Annotated in this window: 15 protein-coding genes; 12 read left to right on the top strand and 3 right to left on the bottom strand. The window is 71.7% G+C overall.

Annotated elements, in window-relative coordinates:
* Positions 1–131: 131 nt before the first annotated feature.
* Positions 132–1,766 (bottom strand): glycoside hydrolase family 13 protein, encoded by a 1,635-nt coding sequence (locus GA0070214_RS07230; protein ID WP_091260597.1) that lies wholly within the window; start codon positions 1,764–1,766, stop codon positions 132–134.
* A gap of 138 nt (positions 1,767–1,904) precedes the next feature.
* Positions 1,905–2,981 (bottom strand): LacI family DNA-binding transcriptional regulator, encoded by a 1,077-nt coding sequence (locus tag GA0070214_RS07225; RefSeq protein ID WP_208602673.1) that lies wholly within the window; start codon positions 2,979–2,981, stop codon positions 1,905–1,907.
* 198 nt (positions 2,982–3,179) lie between these two features.
* Between GA0070214_RS07225 and GA0070214_RS07220 the strand changes: the two genes are divergently transcribed.
* The 4 genes from GA0070214_RS07220 to GA0070214_RS07205 all read left to right on the top strand — a co-directional run bounded on the left by GA0070214_RS07220 (position 3,180) and on the right by GA0070214_RS07205 (position 8,922).
* Positions 3,180–4,430 (top strand): sugar ABC transporter substrate-binding protein, encoded by a 1,251-nt coding sequence (locus GA0070214_RS07220; RefSeq protein WP_091260529.1) that lies wholly within the window; start codon positions 3,180–3,182, stop codon positions 4,428–4,430.
* Complete coding sequence (locus tag GA0070214_RS07215; protein WP_091260528.1) at positions 4,430–6,073, top strand: ABC transporter permease subunit; 1,644 nt, start codon at positions 4,430–4,432, stop codon at positions 6,071–6,073. The genes GA0070214_RS07220 and GA0070214_RS07215 overlap by 1 nt, the downstream gene beginning before the upstream one ends.
* Complete coding sequence (locus GA0070214_RS07210; RefSeq protein ID WP_091260526.1) at positions 6,070–6,969, top strand: sugar ABC transporter permease; 900 nt, start codon at positions 6,070–6,072, stop codon at positions 6,967–6,969. The genes GA0070214_RS07215 and GA0070214_RS07210 overlap by 4 nt, the downstream gene beginning before the upstream one ends.
* Before the next feature lie 141 nt (positions 6,970–7,110).
* Entirely contained in the window at positions 7,111–8,922 is a 1,812-nt protein-coding gene (locus GA0070214_RS07205; RefSeq protein ID WP_091260524.1) for a glycoside hydrolase family 13 protein, read from the top strand.
* A gap of 93 nt (positions 8,923–9,015) precedes the next feature.
* Here GA0070214_RS07205 and GA0070214_RS07200 read toward each other — a convergent pair whose 3' ends face one another.
* Complete coding sequence (locus GA0070214_RS07200; protein ID WP_208602672.1) at positions 9,016–9,618, bottom strand: TetR/AcrR family transcriptional regulator; 603 nt, start codon at positions 9,616–9,618, stop codon at positions 9,016–9,018.
* Between the two features lie 98 nt (positions 9,619–9,716).
* On the opposite strand from GA0070214_RS07200, the gene GA0070214_RS07195 reads away from it, so the two are divergent.
* The 8 genes from GA0070214_RS07195 to GA0070214_RS07160 all read left to right on the top strand — a co-directional run bounded on the left by GA0070214_RS07195 (position 9,717) and on the right by GA0070214_RS07160 (position 19,011).
* Entirely contained in the window at positions 9,717–10,724 is a 1,008-nt protein-coding gene (locus GA0070214_RS07195; protein WP_091260520.1) for a hypothetical protein, read from the top strand.
* A gap of 57 nt (positions 10,725–10,781) precedes the next feature.
* A complete protein-coding gene (locus GA0070214_RS07190; RefSeq protein ID WP_091261434.1) occupies positions 10,782–11,123 on the top strand; it encodes a hypothetical protein in 342 nt (113 codons plus the stop codon).
* A gap of 277 nt (positions 11,124–11,400) precedes the next feature.
* Positions 11,401–12,471 carry a BMP family lipoprotein gene (locus GA0070214_RS07185; protein WP_091260518.1) on the top strand — a complete coding sequence of 357 codons (1,071 nt, stop codon included), beginning with the start codon at positions 11,401–11,403 and terminating at the stop codon, positions 12,469–12,471.
* Positions 12,472–12,594: 123 nt separating this feature from the next.
* Positions 12,595–14,235 (top strand): ABC transporter ATP-binding protein, encoded by a 1,641-nt coding sequence (locus GA0070214_RS07180; RefSeq protein ID WP_341845059.1) that lies wholly within the window; start codon positions 12,595–12,597, stop codon positions 14,233–14,235.
* Positions 14,232–15,584, top strand: a complete 1,353-nt coding sequence (locus tag GA0070214_RS07175; RefSeq protein ID WP_091260516.1) for an ABC transporter permease — start codon at positions 14,232–14,234, stop codon at positions 15,582–15,584. The genes GA0070214_RS07180 and GA0070214_RS07175 overlap by 4 nt, the downstream gene beginning before the upstream one ends.
* A gap of 2 nt (positions 15,585–15,586) precedes the next feature.
* A complete protein-coding gene (locus GA0070214_RS07170; protein ID WP_091260514.1) occupies positions 15,587–16,867 on the top strand; it encodes an ABC transporter permease in 1,281 nt (426 codons plus the stop codon).
* A 92-nt stretch (positions 16,868–16,959) separates the two neighbouring features.
* Positions 16,960–17,679, top strand: coding sequence for a cytidine deaminase (locus GA0070214_RS07165; protein ID WP_208602671.1), 720 nt, complete (start codon positions 16,960–16,962; stop codon positions 17,677–17,679).
* A 51-nt stretch (positions 17,680–17,730) separates the two neighbouring features.
* On the top strand, positions 17,731–19,011 hold the full coding sequence (locus GA0070214_RS07160) for a thymidine phosphorylase (protein ID WP_091260510.1): 1,281 nt from the start codon (positions 17,731–17,733) through the stop codon (positions 19,009–19,011).
* The last annotated feature ends 63 nt before the right edge of the window (positions 19,012–19,074 follow it).

Genomic DNA, 19,074 nt, shown 5'->3' with positions numbered 1-19,074 from the left:
CGACCCCTCGGGAACGGATGAGTCCCCGAGGGGCCGGTGCCACCTCACCCCCCACCACAAGGGGTCGGTAGCCCAGCCGCCCGTCGGCGCGGGGCACAACGGACGACCAGGTCAATGGCGGGTTACCCGGCTCAGCGCCGTTCGAACCACGCAGCCGCGTCGACCGGCAGGACGTGCCCGTCGCCCCGCTCGGTGAGGCCGGCGCTGGCGACGACCGCCCGGCCGTACCCGGCGATCGTCACCTCCGCGCCACTGAGGTTGACCACGCAGGTCAGCTCGGCGTCCCCGGCGGAGCGGCGGAACGCCAGCACCCCGGGCTCGGTCTCCAGCCAGGTGACGCCGCCGGTGCCGGCCAGCGCCGGGTGCCCGTGCCGGATCCGCAGCGCGGACCGGTAGAGCTCCAGCGTCGAGCCGGTCACCCCGGCCTGGGCGGCCACCGAGAGGGCGCGCCAGGTCGCGGGGGCCGGCAGCCAGCTCAGCTCGCTGCCCTCCGGGCCGAAGCCGTACGGGGCCAGCTCGCCGCTCCACGGGATCGGCACCCGGCAGCCGTCCCGGCTCTCGCCGGTGCGCAGGAACGCGGGGTCCTGCCGCAGCTCGTCGGGGAGGTCCAGCACCTCGGGCAGGCCCAGCTCCTCGCCCTGGTAGACGTAGGCGCAGCCGGGCAGGGCGAACATCAGGAGGGCGGCGGCCCGGGCGCGGCGCAGGCCGGCCTCGCCGTCGCCGTACCGGGTGACGTGCCGCTGCCGGTCGTGGTTGGAGAGCACCCAGGTGGTCGGCGCGCCCACGATGGTCGACTCGGCGAGGGCCGTGTCGATCACCTTGCGGAACGAGTCGGCCGACCAGGTGGCGTCGAGGAAGTCGAAGCTGAACGCCTGGTGCAGCTCGTCCGGGCCGATGTAGCGGGCCAGCCGCTGCGGGGTCTCCGCCCACGCCTCGGCAACCGCCATCCGGCCGCCCGGGTAGCTGTCCAGGATCGGCCGCCAGGCGCGGTAGATGTCGTGCACCTCGTCCTGGTCGAAGTAGGGCAGCCGGCCCTTGCCCAGCAGTTCGGACTGGCGCCGGCCGGTGGTCATCGAGTTGAAGCCGACGTCCGGCAGTCCCTCGGCCTTGATCATCCCGTGCGCCACGTCGATGCGGAAGCCGTCCACGCCGCGGTCGAGCCAGAACCGCAGGATGTCCTCGAACTCGGCGCGCACCTCCGGGTGGCGCCAGTTGAGGTCGGGCTGGGCCGGGTCGAACAGGTGCAGGTACCACTGCCCGTCGGCGACGCGGGTCCACGCGGGGCCGCCGAAGATGCTCTCCCAGTCGTTCGGCGGCTGCTCGCCCCGCTCGCCCCGGCCCTCGGCGAAGAGGTAGCGCTCCCGCTCGGGGGAGCCGGGGCCGGCCGCCAGCGCCGCGGTGAACCACGGGTGAGCGCTGGAGGTGTGGTTGGGCACCAGGTCCACGATGATCCGCAGGCCCAGGTCGTGCGCGTCGGTGATCATCGCGTCGAAGTCGGTCAGGTTGCCGAAGAGCGGGTCCACGTCCCGGTAGTCGGCCACGTCGTAGCCGGCGTCAACCTGCGGCGAGGTGTAGAAGGGGGTCAGCCAGAGGGCGTCCACCCCGAGGTCGCGCAGGTACGGCAGGCGCTGCCGGATGCCCTGGAGGTCCCCGACACCGTCACCGTTGGCGTCCGCGAAGCTGCGGACGTAGACCTGGTAGACGACCGCTGACCGCCACCAGTCGTCGTCGGCGGTCAGCGGCGTGGGGTGGGGGGCGGAGGTCATCGGTGTGGATCCCCGTTCTCTGGCGCGGGACGGCGGCGCCCCGCGCGGTATGGGTGGTGGCGCAGGGCGTCCCAGCAGAATGCCGCCCCTGCGCTGCAAGAGTCAAGCATTCCTTGCGCAAGAACTGACGGCAAGGGGTCAGGCGGGGACCGCCACGGTGGGGTCGACGGAGGAGGGGCGCTGCCGCGTCGAGCCGCCGGCCGGGCGGGCCACCGCGGTCGAGCCCCGCACCACCAGCTCCGGGCGGAACAGGTACTCGGAGTTCGGCGCGGCGTGCCCGTTGATCTCGTCGACCAGGGCGCGGACGGCGGCCACCGCCATGGCGGCGACCGGCTGGCGCATCGTGGTCAGCGGCGGGTCGGTGAAGGCCATCAGCGGGGAGTCGTCGTAGCCGACCACCGAGACGTCGCCGGGGACGGAGCGACCGCGCTGCCGGGCGGCCCGGATCGCGCCCAGTGCCATGAGGTCGGAGCCGCAGACCAGGCCGGTGACGCCGCGCTCGATGAGCCGGCCCGCGGCGGCCTCGCCGCCCTCGACGCCGAACAGGGAGAGCTCGGCCAGCTCGCCGACCTCGGCCTCGGTGGCGCCGACCAGCTTGGACATCGCGGCGCGGAAGCCGGCAACCCGGCGCTGCACGGGCACGAACCGGTCCGGGCCGGTGATCAGGCCGATCCGCCGGTGGCCGAGCGCGACCAGGTGCGCGATCGCCAGCTCGGTGGCCTCCCGGTCGTCGCACGACACGAAGGGTGCCGCGATCCCGGGCGCGTACCCGTTGATCATGACGATGGGCAGCGGGCGGGCGATCAGCGCGCGGTACCGGTCGTGGTTGGCGGCCGTGTCGGCGTGCAGGCCGGAGACGAAGACGATCCCGGAGACCTGCCGGTCGAGCAGCATCTCCACGTACTCGTCCTCGGTGACGCCGCCGGGGGTCTGCGTGCAGAGCACCGGGGTGAACCCGCTCTGCGCCAGCGTCGACTCGATGACCTGGGCGAAGGCCGGGAAGATGGGATTGTCCAGCTCGGGCACGACGAGGCCGACCAGCCCGGCGCTGCGCTTGCGCAGCCGGGCGGGGCGCTCGTAGCCGAGCACGTCGAGGGCGGTGAGGACGGCCTGCCGGGTCTCCGGGGCCACTCCGGGGCGGTCGTTGAGCACCCGCGACACCGTGGCCTCGCTGACTTCGGCCTGTTGGGCGATGTCGGACAGTCGAGCGCGCATGGCGGCACTGTAGCTCACGGGCAAGTTCTTGCGTACGCTCCTGCAAGCCCTTCCATTCTCTGCAACCTCTTGCTAACGTCCCCGCAACATGCGAGAGCAGCGGCGCAGCATCCGCGCGCCGGTCAGCAAGAAATTTCCGAGCTTCCCACTGGCGAGCCGCCCTTCCCCCGGCGGACCGCCATGACGACAGGAGTACCGATGCGCATCCGTACCGCGGGTGTGGTCGCTGTCCTCGGCCTGGCGCTCGCCGCGTCCGGCTGCGGCGGCAGTGACAGCGACAAGCCGGCCGCCAAGGAGTCCGCCAAGGCCGCCGGCGGCAAGCTGGTCATCTGGGCCGACGACAAGCGGACCGCGGCCCTGAAGCCGTTCGCCGAGGAGTTCGGCAAGGAGAACGGTGTGACCGTCGAGGTCCAGGCCGTCTCCAAGGACCTGCAGACCAACTTCGTCACCGCCTCGCAGCAGGGCAGCGGCCCGGACGTCGTGGTCGGCGCGCACGACTGGATCGGCAACATGGTCCAGAACGGCGCCATCGACCCGGTGCAGCTGGGCGCTGAGCAGAAGAGCGGGTTCAACGAGACCGCTATCAAGGCCGTCACGTTCAACGGCCAGCTCTACGGCGTCCCCTACGCCACCGAGAACATCGCGCTGATCCGCAACACCGAGCTGGCCCCCGAGGCGCCGAAGACCATCGAGGACCTGGTCGCCGCCGGCAAGAAGCTCAAGGCCGAGAAGAAGGCCAGCGAGATCCTGTGCCTCCAGTCCGGCCAGAACGGCGACGCCTACCACGTCTACCCGCTGTACACCTCCGGCGGCGGCTACCTGTTCGGCACCACGGCCAACGGCGACTACGACCCGAAGGACCTGGGCGTGGGCAAGCCGGAGTCGATCGCGGCCTTCCAGAAGATCGCGAAGCTCGGTGAGAAGGGCGACGGCGCGCTGAAGCGCTCGATCACCGGCGAGAACTCCATCGCCACCTTCACCGGCAAGAAGTGCGCCTTCCTGGTCTCCGGCCCGTGGGCCATCGCGGACGCCAAGAAGGCCAACATCAAGTACGACATCTCCCCGGTCCCCGGCTTCGCCGGTGGCAAGGAGGCCCAGCCGTTCGTGGGCGTCCAGGCGTTCTACGTCGCCGCCAAGGGCAAGAACAAGGCCCTGGCCCAGGAGTTCGTCACCAACTACGTGACCAAGCCCGAGCTGGCCGTCGCGCTCTACAAGGCCGAGCCGCGCCCGCCGGCGCTGACCGCCGCCTTCGACCAGGTCAAGGGCGAGGACCCGGACCTGGCCAAGTTCTCCGAGGCCGGCAAGAACGGCCAGGTGCTCCCGGCGATCCCGGCCATGGCCGCGATCTGGGACCCGTTCGGCAAGGCGGAGGCCGCCATCATCGGCGGCGCCGACCCGGCCAAGACGATCACCGCCGCGGGCAAGACCATCGCGGGTCAGATCAAGTAATGAGCACGTCGCTGTCCGGCCCGGGGTCTGCTGAGCAGGCCCCGGGCCGGGAGCCCGTTCGCCGCGGGCTCCCGCGCACGTCCCGTACCGCGCGGAACCACGCGCCGATCACCGCGACCGGCCTCGTCGGCAAGGTGGTCCTGCTCGGCCTGGTGGCCGGGATCGCGATCTGGGCGGCGTTCCCGCTCGTCGAGGCCGAGCACTGGATCGGGCTGGGCATCCTCGCCGCCACCACGGCCGGCCTGTTCTACCTCTACCTGAGCCGCCGGCACATCCCGGCCAAGTACCTGGTCCCCGGCACGCTCTTCCTGATCGCCTTCCAGATCTTCCCGGTGCTCTACACGGCGAGCACCGCGTTCACGAACTTCGGCGACGGCCACCGCGGCAGCAAGGACGACGCGATCGTCGCCATCCAGACCTCCTCGGTGAAGCAGGTCCCCGGCTCCACCGAGTACTCCCTCTCCATCGCCACGAAGGGCGACCCGGCCACCGGTGCGCTGGTGTTCCTACTCAGCGACCCGAAGACCAGGGAGGTCTTCGCGGGTGACGCGGGCGGGCTGCGCAAACTCGACGCCGGTCAGGTGGAGGCCAGCAGCCTCACCGGCAAGATCACGGCCGCCGAGGGCTACACCATCCTGAACATCGGCCAGGCCAGTGGCCGGAGCAAGGAGATCACCGACCTTGTCGTGCCGACCTCCGGCGGCGCGATCCGCTCCAACGGTCTCACCCGCGCCTACGAGGGAACGGCGGTCCGGGCGTACGACGCGGGCTGCGACTGCGTCAAGGACAGCGAGACCGGCAAGACCTGGACCGCGGACCCGGGGGTCGGCTCCTTCGTCGCCGCCGACGGCGACCGGCTCGCCCAGGGCTGGAAGGTCAACGTCGGGTTCGAGAACTTCAGCCGGGTGCTGACCGACCCCAACATCTCCCGCCCGTTCTTCGGCACGCTGCTGTGGAACTTCGCGTTCGCGATCGGCTCGACCGGGCTCACCTTCCTGCTCGGCATGGGCATCGCGCTCGCCCTGCACTCGCCCCGGATGCGCGGCACCAACCTCTACCGGGTGCTGCTGATCCTGCCGTACGCCATGCCGTCGTTCGCCATGCTGCTGGTCTGGCGGGACATGTTCAACACCGACTTCGGCCTGCTCAACAACCTGTTCGGCCTCGACGTCGACTGGTTCGGCGGTAGCTGGAGTGCCCGGGCCGCGGTGCTGCTGGTGCAGCTCTGGCTGGGCTACCCGTACATGTTCCTGGTGACCACCGGTGCGCTCCAGGCGATTCCGCGCGAGCTGACCGAGGCCACCTCCGTCGACGGCGCGTCGCCCTGGCAGTCGTTCCGGGCGGTCACCCTGCCGCTGCTGCTGGTCGCGCTGTCGCCGCTGCTCATCGCGTCGTTCGCGTACAACTTCAACAACGTCAACGCGATCCTGTTCACCACCGAGGGTGGGCCGTTCCCGGCGGACAACCCGACCAACGGCGCCACCGACCTGCTCATCACCTACACCTACCGGCTGGCCTTCGGTGCCCAGGGTGCCGAGTACGGTCTGGCCACCACGGTGTCGATCTTCATTTTCGCGATCGTGGCCGTCGTCGCGGCGATCAGCTTCTCGCGTACCCGGAAGCAGGAGGAGGTCTACTCGTGACCACCTATGCGGACGCTCCGGTCACCAACCGCAACGCGACGGGGAGGTCCAGGGGCCGCTGGTTCGCCCAGGTGGGCTGGCGGCACCTCGTCGGGGTGCTGGCGGTGGCGTTCAGCCTCTTCCCCATCCTGTTCGTGATCTCCGCGGCGCTCAACCCGCTCGGCACGCTCTCGTCGACCGAACTGCTGCCCACCGGCGCGTCCTTCGAGAACTTCACCAACCTGTTCCAGGACACGCCGTTCGCGCACTGGTTCCTCAACTCGCTGCTGCTCGCCGGCGTGGCCAGCTTCGCGTCGATCTTCCTGTCCGCGCTGGCGGCGTACGCGTTCTCCCGGATGCGGTTCACCGGCCGGCGGGTCGGCCTGCTCGCCCTGCTGCTGATCCAGATGTTCCCGCAGTTCCTGGCCATCGTGGCGATCTTCCTGATCTTCACGACGGTCACCGACCTGTGGCCGGCGATCGGCTTCAACACCCCGTGGGGCCTGTTCCTGCTCTACATGGGCGCCGCGCTCGGTGCGAACACCTGGCTGATGAAGGGCTTCTTCGACACCCTGCCGAAGGAGCTGGACGAGTCGGCGACCATGGACGGCGCCTCGCACGCCCAGGTGTTCTTCCGGATCATGCTGCCCCTGGTGGCGCCGATCCTGGCGGTGACCGGGCTGCTCGCCTTCATCGGAACGATCAACGAGTTCATCATCGCGAACGTGTTCCTCACCGAGCCGAACTCGAAGACCCTCGCGGTCGGCATGTTCGGCCTGGTGGCGGGGGAGCGCAACAACAACTTCGGGATGTTCGCGGCGGGCACCCTCCTCACCGCCATCCCGACGGTGCTGGTGTTCCAACTGCTCCAGCGCTACATCGTCTCCGGCCTCACGGCCGGGGCCGTCAAAGGCTGAGCCTCCTCGGCTCACGCTGCGGCAAGGGCGTCGTGTCGGCGTACACCGGAGCGGTTTCCGGGCGGACCGCCGCGGTCGGGTGACCGGCCGCGGCGGGTGCCCGCCCCACTCCCCGTCCTCGACGACGCGAAAGGCATGCCCATGTCGCTCCAGCCGCACCACGACGGATCCGCCACCTACGTGCCCGAGCAGGAGCCCGCGCTCGGCCAGACCGTCCCGGTCCTCGTCCGGGTGCCGGCCGGCGCCGGCGTCGATCAGGTGCACGTCCGGACCACCGGCGACGGTGAGCCCCACTTCGCCGAGGCGGTCGTCGACCGCACCGAGGGCGGTGACGTGTGGTGGCGGGCGGACGTCGAGGTCCGTAACCCGGTCAGCAACTACCGCTTCCTGCTCGACGGCGCGGCGGGCGCCCGCTGGCTGAACGCGGCCGGCCTGGTCGACCACGACGTGCCGGACCACGGCGACTTCAGGCTGGTCAGCTACGCGCCGCCGCCGGCCTGGGCCCGGGACGCGGTGATCTACCAGATCTTCCCGGACCGCTTCGCGCGCTCGGCCGCGGCGGCCGGCCGGACGGCGCCGGACTGGGCGATCCCGTGCGACTGGGACACCCCGGTGATCGGGCGCGGCCCGGAGACGCCCCGCCAGTTCTACGGCGGCGACCTGGACGGTGTCACCGAGCGGCTGGACCACCTGGACCGGCTCGGGGTGAACACCGTGTACCTCACGCCGATCTTCCCGGCCCGCTCCAACCACCGGTACGACGCGGCCAGCTTCGACACCGTCGACCCGCTGCTCGGCGGGAACGCCGCGCTGGCCCGGCTGGCGGACGCGGTGCACGCCCGGGGCTGGCGGCTGCTCGGCGACATCACGAGCAACCACACCGGCGACGCCCACCACTGGTTCACGGCCGCCGTCTCCGACGTGCACGCGCCCGAGCGGGAGCTGTACTACTTCGACCTGGCGGGGTCGGACTACGAGTCGTGGAACGGGGTCAAGTCGCTGCCGAAGCTCAACTGGGGCAGCGCCGAGCTGCGCCGCCGCTTCGCCACCGCCGAGGACTCGCTGCTGCGCCGCTGGCTGCGCCCGCCGTACGCGCTCGACGGCTGGCGGGTGGACGTGGCGAACATGACCGGCCGGCGGGGCGCGGACGCGTACACCCACGAGGTGGCCCGGCTGCTGCGCGAGGTGGTCGCCGACACCCGGGCCGACGCGCTGCTGCTCGCCGAACACGGCCACGACCACACCGGTGACCTGGACCGGGACGGCTGGCACGGCACCATGAACTACGTCGGCTTCACCGACCCGGTCTGGTCCTGGCTGCGCCGGGGCGAGGGCACCGTGCCGAACTTCCTCGGCACCCCCGGCGGGGTGCGGCGGCGGGACGCGGGCGCGGTGCTGGCCACCATGAACACCTACCGGTCGCTGATCTCCTGGCGGTCGTACGCGCACTCGTGGCAGCTGCTCGGCTCGCACGACTCGGCCCGGATCCGGACCGTGGTCGGCGACGCGGACCGGCAGGAGGTGGCCGCCGGCCTGCTCGCCACCATGCCGGGCACCCCGGTGGTCTTCGCGGGCGACGAGCTGGGCCTGACCGGCGACAACGGGGAGGGCTCGCGTACCCCGATGCCGTGGCACCGGCCGGAGCGCTGGGACGCGCGCACGTTCGCGGCGTACCGGTCGCTGCTGGCGCTGCGCCGTGGCGAGCCGGCACTGCGGCACGGCGGCCTGCGCTGGGTGCACGCCGACGCGGACACGCTGGTCTTCCTCCGCGAGGCGCCGACCGGCGCGGTGCTGGTGCTGGCCCGTCGCGCGCCCGGCGCCCCGGTCCGCCTGACCGGCCTGCCGGCCGGGGAAAATGTCTACGGCAACGCCCCAGCCCTCCGCCCGGACGCGGACGGCGCGGTCACCCTCCCCGGAGACGGCCCGACCTTCCAGGTCTGGCGCCTCACCTGACTTGAACCCCCACCCCTGCGATCGGGCAGTTAGGGCCCGTGTTCTGGGGCTTTTCGCCCTCTTGTCAGGGCGGGAACTGCAAGATCGCGGGGGTCAGGGGCGGGGGGTGGCCCGGACCAGGGCGCGGACGCCCGCGAGGTAGGTGGCGCGGTCCGGGGAGCCGGTCAGGAGGCGCTGGGTGAAGTAGCCGGGGATCAGGCCGAACAGCGCGGCGCCGACGGCCTCCGGGTCGGCGTCCGCGGGCAGTTCGCCGGCGTCGCGGGCGCGTCCGGCGGCGGCCACGAAGTGGCCCCGCAGCCGGGTGTACGTGGCCGCGACGAACTCGGCGAGTACCGGGTCCCGCTGCGCCTCGCTCCACACCTGAAGGGCCAGCGGCAGCACGCCGTCCGGGCCGAGCTGGGTGTCGACGAAGGTCAGCGCCCGCTCCAGCACCCCGGTCAGGGGCAGCGGCGGGTCGGCCGTGGACAGGTCGGCGAAGGTCGCGTCGGCCGTGCCGATCACCGCCTGGGCGATGGCGGTGATCAGGTCGTTCTTGCTCGGGAAGTAGCGGTAGACCGCGCCGACCGAGAGCCCGGCTTCCTTGATCACGTCCTGCATCGAGGTGTTGTGGAAGCCGTCGCGCACGAAGCAGCGCCGGGCCGCGTCGAGGATCTGCTGGCGGCGGGCCGCGAGGTGTTCGTCCGATACGCGTGGCACGACCCACAGTGTAAAGCGAACGTTCGTTCTTGACGCCGGACCGTGCGGCAGCGCACCCTCATCTCAAGAGAACGAACGTTCGTTTTAAGGAGGCGGCGATGTCCGCTCACCCGTCCCGGATCCGCTCGCCCTGGCTGCTCGCCGCGCTCGTCGCCAGCCTGGCCGTGGTGGTGCAGGCGTTGCTCGTACCCCTCTTCGTGGCACCGGCCACCCACCTGGCGCCGCGCGACCTGCCTGTCGCCGTCGCCGGTCCGGCGCCCGCCACCGCCGAGCTGGCGGCCCGGCTCGCCGCCGCCCGCCCGGGCGGCTTCACCGTGACCACGCTGCCGGACGCGGCGGCGGCCGACCGGGCGCTGCGCGACCGGGAGGCGTACGCCGCCTTCGTGGTCGGCCCGGACGGCATCGCCCTGCACACCGCCCCGGCCGCGAGCCCGACCGTGGCCGCACTGCTCACCGAGGCCGCCGCGCAGCTCTCCGCCGGCCACCCGGTGCCGGTGGTGCAGGTCGTGCCGACCGACCCGGACGACCCGCGCGGGGCCGGCTTCGCCGCCGGGTTCCTGCCGTTGGCGCTCACCGGCATGCTGGCCGGGGCGCTGCTCACCGTGCTGGTGGCCCGGCGCGGGGCACGGCTGCTCGGCCTGCTCGGCTTCGCCGTCCTGGCCGGCCTCGTCGGTGCCGCGGTGCTGCACGGCTGGCTCGGGGTCCTCGACGGTGACCTGTGGCGCGAGGCGGCCGCGATCGGGCTGTTCGCGCTGGCCGCGGCCGGGACCGTGGCCGGCCTCGGCGCGCTGCTCGGCGCTCCCGGGATCGGGCTCGGCGCGCTGCTCGTCTTCCTGGTCGGCAACCCGCTCTCCGCGGTGGCCGCCGCACCCGAGCTGCTGCCGCAGCCCTGGGGCACGGTCGGTCAGTACCTGCCGGTCGGGGCGGGCGGCACGCTGCTGCGGTCGGCCGCGTTCTTCGACGGGGCGGGCGCCGGGCGGTCGGTTGCCGTGCTGGCCGGCTACGCCCTCGTCGGTCTCGCCCTGGTCCTCGTCGGCCGCCGTTCCGTGCGGGCCGGCGCGGGCGACGCGGCGCCGGAGCGGCGGCCCGCCGAGGTCACGGTATGACGGCACCTCGGCGGGCCGGCTACTACAAGTCGTCGTTGATGGGGGAGGATGGCCGGCGTGGAAGCTCTTCGACTGATCCTTCTCTACGTCCATCTGATCGGCTTCGCGATGCTGCTCGGCGGTGCGATCGCCCAGTACGTCAGCGGCCGGCTGCGGATCAACGCGGCCATGCTCTGGGGCTCGGTGATCGGGCTGCTGACCGGAATCGGTCTGTCCGCCCCACTGCGGGACGGCGACGAGCCGGCACCGGCCAAGCTTGTTACCAAGTTGGTGCTCGCGCTGCTGATCTTTGTCATGGTCTTCTTCTCCCGTAAGCGGGAGTCCGTGAACCGCGGGCACTTCCTGGCGATCATCGGGTTGACGCTGGTCAACGCGGCGGTGGCGGTCTTCTGGCGTTAGCTCTCCGGCGCAACGGGAAGACCTCGGGAAACGGACGTTCGCGACACCTCTCCGGAGGGCCGTCGGCACGAAAGGTGATGTGCCCCACGCGCGGGTTACGTAGGGGTAACGACCGTTCAACAGTCGTGCACGATTGTCGGCCGGTGGGTGGGCGCGGGCGTACGCTCCCGTCCGTAACGTGGGACGCCGGCGGCACACCGCAGGCCGGCGCAAGGGCTGCCACCGCGCACGACGCGGTGTGCAATGGGAAGGAGACGTCTTGCGCTCTGTGCGTGGGATGCGGATCGCCTCCGCCATCGTGGCGGGTGGCCTCGTGCTGGGCGCCGCCGCGTGTGGTGAGGCTCCCGAGGACGACAACAACGCCGGCGGCAACGGCGGCAAGAAGTTCAGCGCCTGCATGGTGACCGACGTCGGCGGCATCGATGACAAGTCCTTCAACACCTCGGCCTGGAAGGGCCTTCAGGAGGCGAAGAAGGAGAACGACAACATCGACATCAAGAACGTCCAGTCGAAGGCCGAGGCGGACTACGAGGTCAACCTGACCGGGTTCGTCAACCAGAAGTGCGACTTCATCCTGGCCGTCGGTGGCCTGATGTCGGACGCCACCAAGAAGATCGCCACCGCGAACCCGAACCAGCAGTTCGGCATCGTGGACGCGAACCCGGGCGTCGACAACATCTACCCGATGCAGTTCGACACCGCGCAGGCCGCCTTCCAGGCCGGTTACCTGGCCGCCGGGATGAGCAAGTCCGGCAAGGTCGGCACCTACGGTGGTCTGCCGATCCCGCCGGTCACCATCTTCATGGACGGCTTCGCCGACGGCGTGGCCCAGTACAACAAGGCCAAGGGCAAGAACGTCCAGGTCATCGGCTGGGACAAGGCCACCCAGAAGGGCTCCTTCACCAACGACTTCGTCAAGCAGGACGAGGGCAAGAAGGTCTCCGACGCGCTGGTCGCCCAGGGCGCGGACATCATCATGCCGGTCGCCGGTGGCGCCGGCCTCGGCACCACCGCCGCGGCCCAGGCCTCGAACGGCAAGTACTCGGTCGTCTGGGTGGACGTCGACGGCTGCGAGAGCACCCCGAACTGCCCGGCGCTGGTCACCACGGTCGTCAAGAACATCCCGGACGCCGTCAAGGACGCCGTGCTGAAGGCCGCCAACGGCGAGAAGCTCCAGGCCAAGCCCGGCTTCGTCGGCACCCTGGCCAACAACGGCGTCTCGATCGCCCCGTACCACGACTTCGACAGCAAGGTCCCGGCGGACCTGAAGGCCGAGGTCGACAAGATCAAGGCGGACATCGCCGCCGGCACCATCACGGTCACCTCGAAGGCCCAGCCGACCAAGTGACCGCTCCGCCGGCCGCCGCGATGAGATCATCGGCAGCGGGGGCCGGCGGGCACCAGGTTTGACGATCCGGCCGCCTCGGCGTACGTGGGGAAGACCCGCGCGACGCCGGGGCGGCCGATCACCTTGCCCCCCCCACTGACCCCCACCCTGCGCGGTGGGCGGCGCGGCAGCCGCTACGCTGCACCATCGCTCGCACTCCAGGAGGTTGCGCTGAGACTCGAACTGCGCGGCATCACCAAGCGGTTCGGTGATCTGGTCGCCAACGACCACATCGACCTGACGGTGGAGCCTGGAGAGATCCACGCCCTGCTCGGCGAGAACGGCGCCGGCAAGTCGACCCTCATGAACGTCCTCTACGGGCTCTACCAGCCCGACGAGGGCGAGATCCTGGTCGACGGCAAGCCGCTGAAGCTGAAGGGCCCGTCGGACGCGATCGGTGCCGGGATCGGCATGGTCCACCAGCACTTCATGCTGGTGCCGGTCTTCACCGTGGCCGAGAACGTGATGCTCGGCGCGGAACAGACCAGGGGCAGCTTCACCGGCTTCCTCGACCGCCGGCGGGCCCGCCGCGAGGTCGCCGAGGTCTCCGAGCGGTACAACCTCCGGGTCGACCCGGACGCGGTGGTCGAGGACCTGCCGGTCGGCATCCAGCAGCGGGTGGAGATCGTCAAGGCCCTCACCCGCGACGTCGACCTGCTCATCCTCGACGAGCCGACCGCCGTGCTGACCCCGCAGGAGACCGAGGAACTGCTCACGGTCATGCGGTCGCTCAAGGAGGCCGGCAAGTCGATCGTTTTCATCACCCACAAGCTGGGTGAGGTCAAGGCCATCGCCGACCGGATCACGGTGATCCGGCGCGGGAAGACGGTCGGCACGGCCGAGCCGAGCGCGAGCCGCGACGAGCTGGCCGCGCTCATGGTGGGCCGCAGCGTCCGGCTGACCGTGGACAAGAAGCCGGCCCAGCCGGGCAAGCCGATCCTCGAGGTCGCCGGCCTGGTCGTCGACGACGACCGGCAGGTACGCGCGGTCGACGGCGTGGACCTGACCGTGCGCGCCGGTGAGGTGCTGGGCATCGCGGGCGTGCAGGGGAACGGGCAGACCGAACTGATCGAGGCGATCATGGGCCTGCGCCCGGTGCTCGCCGGTTCGATCACCCTGGACGGCCAGGCCGTGCACGGCTGGTCGACCAAGAAGGTGCTCCGCGCCGGCGTCGGGTACGTCCCCGAGGACCGCAGCGTCGACGGCCTGGTCAAGGAGTTCTCCGTCGCGGAGAACCTGGTGCTGGACATCTACGACCAGCCGCCCTTCGGCAAGGGCCTCTCGCTGAAGCCGGACGCCATCGCGAAGTCGGCGAAGGAGCGGATCGAGCAGTTCGACGTCCGCACCTCCTCGGCCGACGCGGCGGTCGGCACCCTCTCCGGCGGCAACCAGCAGAAGGTGATCGTGGCACGGGAGCTGTCCCGGCCGCTGAAGCTCTTCATCGCCGCCCAGCCCACCCGCGGCGTGGACGTCGGCTCGATCGAGTTCATCCACAGCCGGGTGATCCGCGAGCGGGACATCGGCACCGCCGTCATGGTGGTCTCCAGCGAACTGGACGAGGTGATCGGCCTGGCCGACCGGGTCGCGGTGATGTACCGCGGCCGGATCATCGGCATCGTCGGCCCGGACACCCCGCGCGAGGAGATCGGCCTGCTGATGGCCGGCATCACGCCGGACACCGCCACCACGACCGCTGACGGCCCTGGCAACGAGGACGAGGCATGACCAACCCGAACCCGGTGTCGGGCTCCCCGGACAAGGAGCCGGCGACCGAGGCGCAGGAGGCGCGGAGCGAGGCTCGGGCGACACCGCCCGCGCCCGCCGGCGACACCGAGCGCGCGGTGCCGGCCACCGCGCCGAAGCAGCCCGAGGAGCCCCGCCCCACGCTGGGCCGGCTCTTCCTGCACAACCTCTGGGCGGCCAACACCGTCACCGTGACCGTGCTCGCGGTGCTGCTCGCCATGCTGGTCGGCGCGGTGCTGATCATCGTCTCGGACCCGGAGGTGCTGGCCACCTACGGCTACATCACCGCCCGCCCGGCGGACGCGCTCAACGCCAGCTGGTCGGTGGTCAGCGAGGCGTACGCGAACCTGTTCAAGGGCGCCGTCTTCGACCCGGACGCGGTCGGCTTCACCGCCGCGATGGGCCCGATCTCGGAGACGCTCACCTACACCGCGCCGCTGGTCTTCACCGGTCTGGCGGTCGCGCTCGCCTTCCGCGGCGGCCTGTTCAACATCGGCGCCCAGGGCCAGGCGACCATCGGCGTCGTCCTGGCCGCCGTCGCCGGCTTCGCGCTGCCGCTGCCGCCCGGGGTGCACCTGCTCGTCGCGCTGATCGCCGGCGCGCTCGGCGGTGCGCTCTGGGGCTTCATCCCGGGCATCCTCAAGGCTCGTACCGGCGCCCACGAGGTGATCAACACGATCATGCTCAACTACGTGGCGGTCTACTTCCTGTCCTGGATCATCATCCAGAGCGGGGTGCAGAACCCGAACCGGTCGGACGCGATCAGCAAGCCGGTCGAGTCCTCCGCCCAGCTGCCCCGGCTGCTCGGCGCCGACCTGCGGGTGCACGCCGGCATCCTGGTCGCGGTGCTGGCCACCTGGTTCATCGCCTGGCTGCTGAACCGCTCGACGCTCGGCTTCGAGCTGCGGGCGGTCGGCGAGAACCCGGACGCCGCCCGGACCGCCGGCATCAGCGTGACCAAGACGTACGTGCTGGTCATGGTGATCTCGGGCCTGCTGGCCGGCCTCGGCGGGTCGAACATGGTGCTCGGCTCGACCGCGAACGCGCTGACCCCGCTGGTGATCGCGCAGATCGGCTTCGACGGCATCCTGGTCGCCCTGCTCGGCCGGGTGAAGCCGTGGGGCGTGCTGCTGGCCGCGCTGCTGTTCGGCGCGCTGCAGGCCGGCGGCAACCGGATGCAGTCCTACTCCGGGATCTCGCTCGAGCTGGTCACCGTGCTCCAGGCGCTCATCGTCATCTTCATCGCCGCGCCGGCCCTGGTGAAGGCGATCTTCCAGCTCCGGGCGGCCCGCGCGGCCCGGCTCCAGACGAGCCTCGCGAAGGGCTGGTGAGCATGTCCACCACCGCTGTCCCCGAGGTCGCCGTGACCGCGGTCGACGAGGGCTTCTGGACGCGCGTCCGCAAGACCGGAGCCGTCCTGCTGGGCCTGGGCGTGCTCGCCACGGTGCTGTTCGGGGCGCTCGCCACCGGTCAGCAGGCCCGCTTCACGCTCAGCGAGACCGAGGGCGGAGCCGCCCTGGAGATCAACGGCACGGTCGGCGCGATCCTCTTCGGGATCATCGCCGCCGCGGCCGGTGCCGCCCTGCTCGCCGGGGTGCCGAAGCGCTGGTTCACGCTGGTGCTCGGCGTCGGGCTGGTCGCCTTCGTGCTCAGCTTCCTGTGCTGGCAGGTCTCCGCGGCCCCCGAGGGCCGCAACTTCATGCCGCTGGTCAACGTGGTCCGGGGCACGTTCATCCTGGCCCTGCCGCTGATCTTCGGCGCGCTGGCCGGCGTGCTCTGCGAGCGCTCCGGCGTGGTGAACGTGGCGATCGAGGGCCAGTTGCTGATGGGCGCCTTCTCCGGGGCGCTGTTCGGCAGCATCTCCGGCAGCGTCTGGGTGGGCCTGGTCGCCGCGGCGATCGGCGGCGCGCTGATCTCGCTGCTGCTGGCCGTCTTCGCCATCCGCTACCTGGTCGACCAGGTCGTCATGGGCATCGTGCTCAACCTGCTGGCGGTCGGCGTCACCGGCTTCCTCTACGAGCGGCTCATGCAGACCGACGCGACGAAGTACAACAGCGCGCCGCGGTTCAGCAACTGGGAGATCCCGCTGCTCAAGGACATCCCGCTGCTCGGTCCGGCGCTGTTCCGGGGCAACATCTTCCTCTACGTCGGCCTGCTGCTGGTGCTGGTCATCCACATCGCGCTGTTCCGGACCCGGTGGGGCCTGCGGACCCGGTCGGTGGGCGAGCACCCGACGGCCGCCGACACCCTCGGCGTGAAGGTGCTGCGGCTGCGCTACCGCAACGTGATCATGGCTGGGCTGGTGGCCGGCGTCGGTGGCGCCTCGTACACCCTGGCGCTCTACTCGTTCACCAAGAACATGATCGGCGGCAAGGGCTTCATCGCCCTGGCCGCGCTGATCTTCGGCCGGTGGAGCCCGACGGGCGCCCTGCTCGCCGCGCTCTTCTTCGGGTTCGCCGACCAGCTCGCCACCTACCTGGGCGCGATCGGCAGCAGCATCCCGAGCCAGTTCCTGGCCATGCTGCCCTACCTGGCGACGATCCTGGCGGTGGCGGGGCTGGTCGGCAAGGTCCGGGCGCCGGCCGCCGACGGCAAGCCGTACATCAAGGGCTGACCGCCCGCGACGCAGCGTGCCCGGCGGGGGAGACCCGCCGGGCACCGTCGTCTCCGGCCGCCACCGCGACCGATCAGCGTGAATTGGGCAGAATGGGAGTCGTGATGGAGATCGACTGGGAGCGGCTGCGGGCCGCCGCCACCGAGGTCATGCGGCACGCGTACGTGCCCTACTCGAAGTTTCCCGTCGGGGCGGCCGCGCTGGTCGACGACGGCCGGGTGGTGGTCGGCTGCAACGTGGAGAACGCCGCGTACGGCGTGGTGCTCTGCGCCGAGTGCGGCGTGGTCTCCTCGCTGCACGCCACCGGCGGCGGCCGGATCGTGGCGCTGTCCTGCGTCGACGCCACCGGCGAGCCGCTGATGCCGTGTGGCCGATGCCGGCAGCTGCTGTGGGAGAACGGCGGCCCGGAGTGCCTCATCGAGGCGAAGGGTGGCACCCTGCGGATGGCCGAGCTGCTGCCGCACGCGTTCGGCGTGGAGGACCTGGAGGCGGTGACCGGCGAGACGCCGGTGCCGGTGGTCCCGGAGCGGCTGGCCGCCTGGCGGGGGCGCGGCACGGTCTTCGTGCACCCCGACCTCTCGGCCGGGCAGCAGGTCTGGACGGCCTACTGGGAGCGGTCGGCCGGGGACAGCGAGGGCGCCGAGACCGGCGTGCTGGAGGAGGGTCCGACCTGGGAGGACCCGGCGGAGGCGATCACCTGGGGGCTGGCCCGGACGCCGCGCGTCGTCGTGGTCGACGCGTCGGGCACCATCTTCTGGGCCGGCGAGGGCGAGCCGCCTCTGGAGATTCCGATCCGCTGGTCCGGTGCCTGAGTCCCGCGACGCCCGCGGCCCGGTTTCCCGAGAACGAGGAAAGATCATCTGATGAGTGCATTCACGGCGGTTGACGTCATCCGGGCCAAGCGGGACGGGGGCGTGCTGAGCGACGGCCAGATCGACTGGGTGGTCGACGCGTACACCAAGGGGCTGGTGGCCGACGAGCAGATGTCGGCGCTGGCCATGGCGATCCTGCTGCGCGGCATGACCGCGCCGGAGATCGCCCGGTGGACCGCCGCGATGATCGCCAGCGGCGAGCGGCTGGACCTGTCGCCGGTGGACCGGCCGACCGTGGACAAGCACTCCACCGGCGGCGTCGGCGACAAGATCACTCTGCCGCTGACCCCGCTGGTCGCGGCGTGCGGCGCGGCCGTGCCGCAGCTCAGCGGCCGGGGCCTCGGCCACACCGGCGGCACCCTGGACAAGCTGGAGTCGATCCCCGGCTGGCGGGCCGCGCTGAGCAACGACGAGTTCATCGCCCAGCTGCGCGACGTGGGCGCGGTGATCTGCGCGGCCGGCGAGGGGCTGGCCCCGGCCGACCGCAAGCTGTACGCGCTGCGCGACGTCACCGGCACCGTCGAGGCCATCCCGCTGATCGCCAGCTCGATCATGAGCAAGAAGATCGCCGAGGGGACCGGCGCCCTGGTGCTCGACGTGAAGGTCGGCTCCGGCGCCTTCATGAAGAACGTCGACGACGCCCGCGAGCTGGCCCGGACCATGGTGGAGCTGGGCGGGGCGCACGGGGTACACACGGTCGCCCTGCTCACCGACATGTCCACCCCGCTCGGCCTGGCCATCGGCAACGCGGTCGAGGTGACCGAGTCGGTCGAGGTGCTGGCCGGTGGCGGCCCGGCCGACGTGGTCGAGCTGACCCTGGCGCTGGCCCGGGAGATGCTGGCCGCGGCCGGCCTGCCCGACGCCGACCCCGAGGCGGCGCTGCGCGACGGGCGGGCCATGGACGCCTGGCGCGCGATGATCCGGGCGCAGGGCGGCGACCCGGACGCCCCGATGGCGGAGGCCCCCGAGGTCGAGGTGGTCACGGCGACCGAGGACGGCTACGTGGCCGGCGTCGACGCGTACGCGATGGGCGTGGCCGCCTGGCGGCTCGGCGCGGGCCGGGCCCGCAAGGAGGACCCGGTGAGCATCCCGGCCGGCGTGGTGCTGCACAAGCGCCCCGGCGACCCGGTACGCGCCGGCGAACCCCTGTACGAGCTGCGCGCCGAGCACGCCGAGCGGATCCCCGCCGCGCTGGCCGAGGCGGAGCGCGCGGTCCGGATCGCGCCGGAGGCCCCCGCCGCGACGCCGCTGGTGATCGAGCGGGTCGGCTGATCTTTTCCGGTCATGGTGCGCTGCCGGCCGAGCCGCTATTCTCGCAGGCCAGGGGGGACCGAC

Origin of the sequence: Micromonospora chaiyaphumensis (assembly GCF_900091435.1) — a bacterium.
GTDB lineage: Bacteria > Actinomycetota > Actinomycetes > Mycobacteriales > Micromonosporaceae > Micromonospora > Micromonospora chaiyaphumensis.
The sequence above is the reverse complement of the archived record's forward strand: the minus strand, read 5'-3'. Positions and strand labels throughout refer to the sequence as shown.

Bases quoted from the DNA above. Each gene is read 5' to 3' on its own strand.
- GA0070214_RS07230 (WP_091260597.1), bottom strand. From the start codon at position 1,766: ATGACCTCCGCCCCCCACCCCACGCCGCTGACCGCCGACGACGACTGG.
- GA0070214_RS07225 (WP_208602673.1), bottom strand. From the start codon at position 2,981: ATGCGCGCTCGACTGTCCGACATCGCCCAACAGGCCGAAGTCAGCGAG.
- GA0070214_RS07220 (WP_091260529.1), top strand. From the start codon at position 3,180: ATGCGCATCCGTACCGCGGGTGTGGTCGCTGTCCTCGGCCTGGCGCTC.
- GA0070214_RS07215 (WP_091260528.1), top strand. From the start codon at position 4,430: ATGAGCACGTCGCTGTCCGGCCCGGGGTCTGCTGAGCAGGCCCCGGGC.
- GA0070214_RS07205 (WP_091260524.1), top strand. From the start codon at position 7,111: ATGTCGCTCCAGCCGCACCACGACGGATCCGCCACCTACGTGCCCGAG.
- GA0070214_RS07195 (WP_091260520.1), top strand. From the start codon at position 9,717: ATGTCCGCTCACCCGTCCCGGATCCGCTCGCCCTGGCTGCTCGCCGCG.
- GA0070214_RS07185 (WP_091260518.1), top strand. From the start codon at position 11,401: ATGCGGATCGCCTCCGCCATCGTGGCGGGTGGCCTCGTGCTGGGCGCC.
- GA0070214_RS07175 (WP_091260516.1), top strand. From the start codon at position 14,232: ATGACCAACCCGAACCCGGTGTCGGGCTCCCCGGACAAGGAGCCGGCG.
- GA0070214_RS07170 (WP_091260514.1), top strand. From the start codon at position 15,587: ATGTCCACCACCGCTGTCCCCGAGGTCGCCGTGACCGCGGTCGACGAG.
- GA0070214_RS07165 (WP_208602671.1), top strand. From the start codon at position 16,960: ATGGGAGTCGTGATGGAGATCGACTGGGAGCGGCTGCGGGCCGCCGCC.
- GA0070214_RS07160 (WP_091260510.1), top strand. From the start codon at position 17,731: ATGAGTGCATTCACGGCGGTTGACGTCATCCGGGCCAAGCGGGACGGG.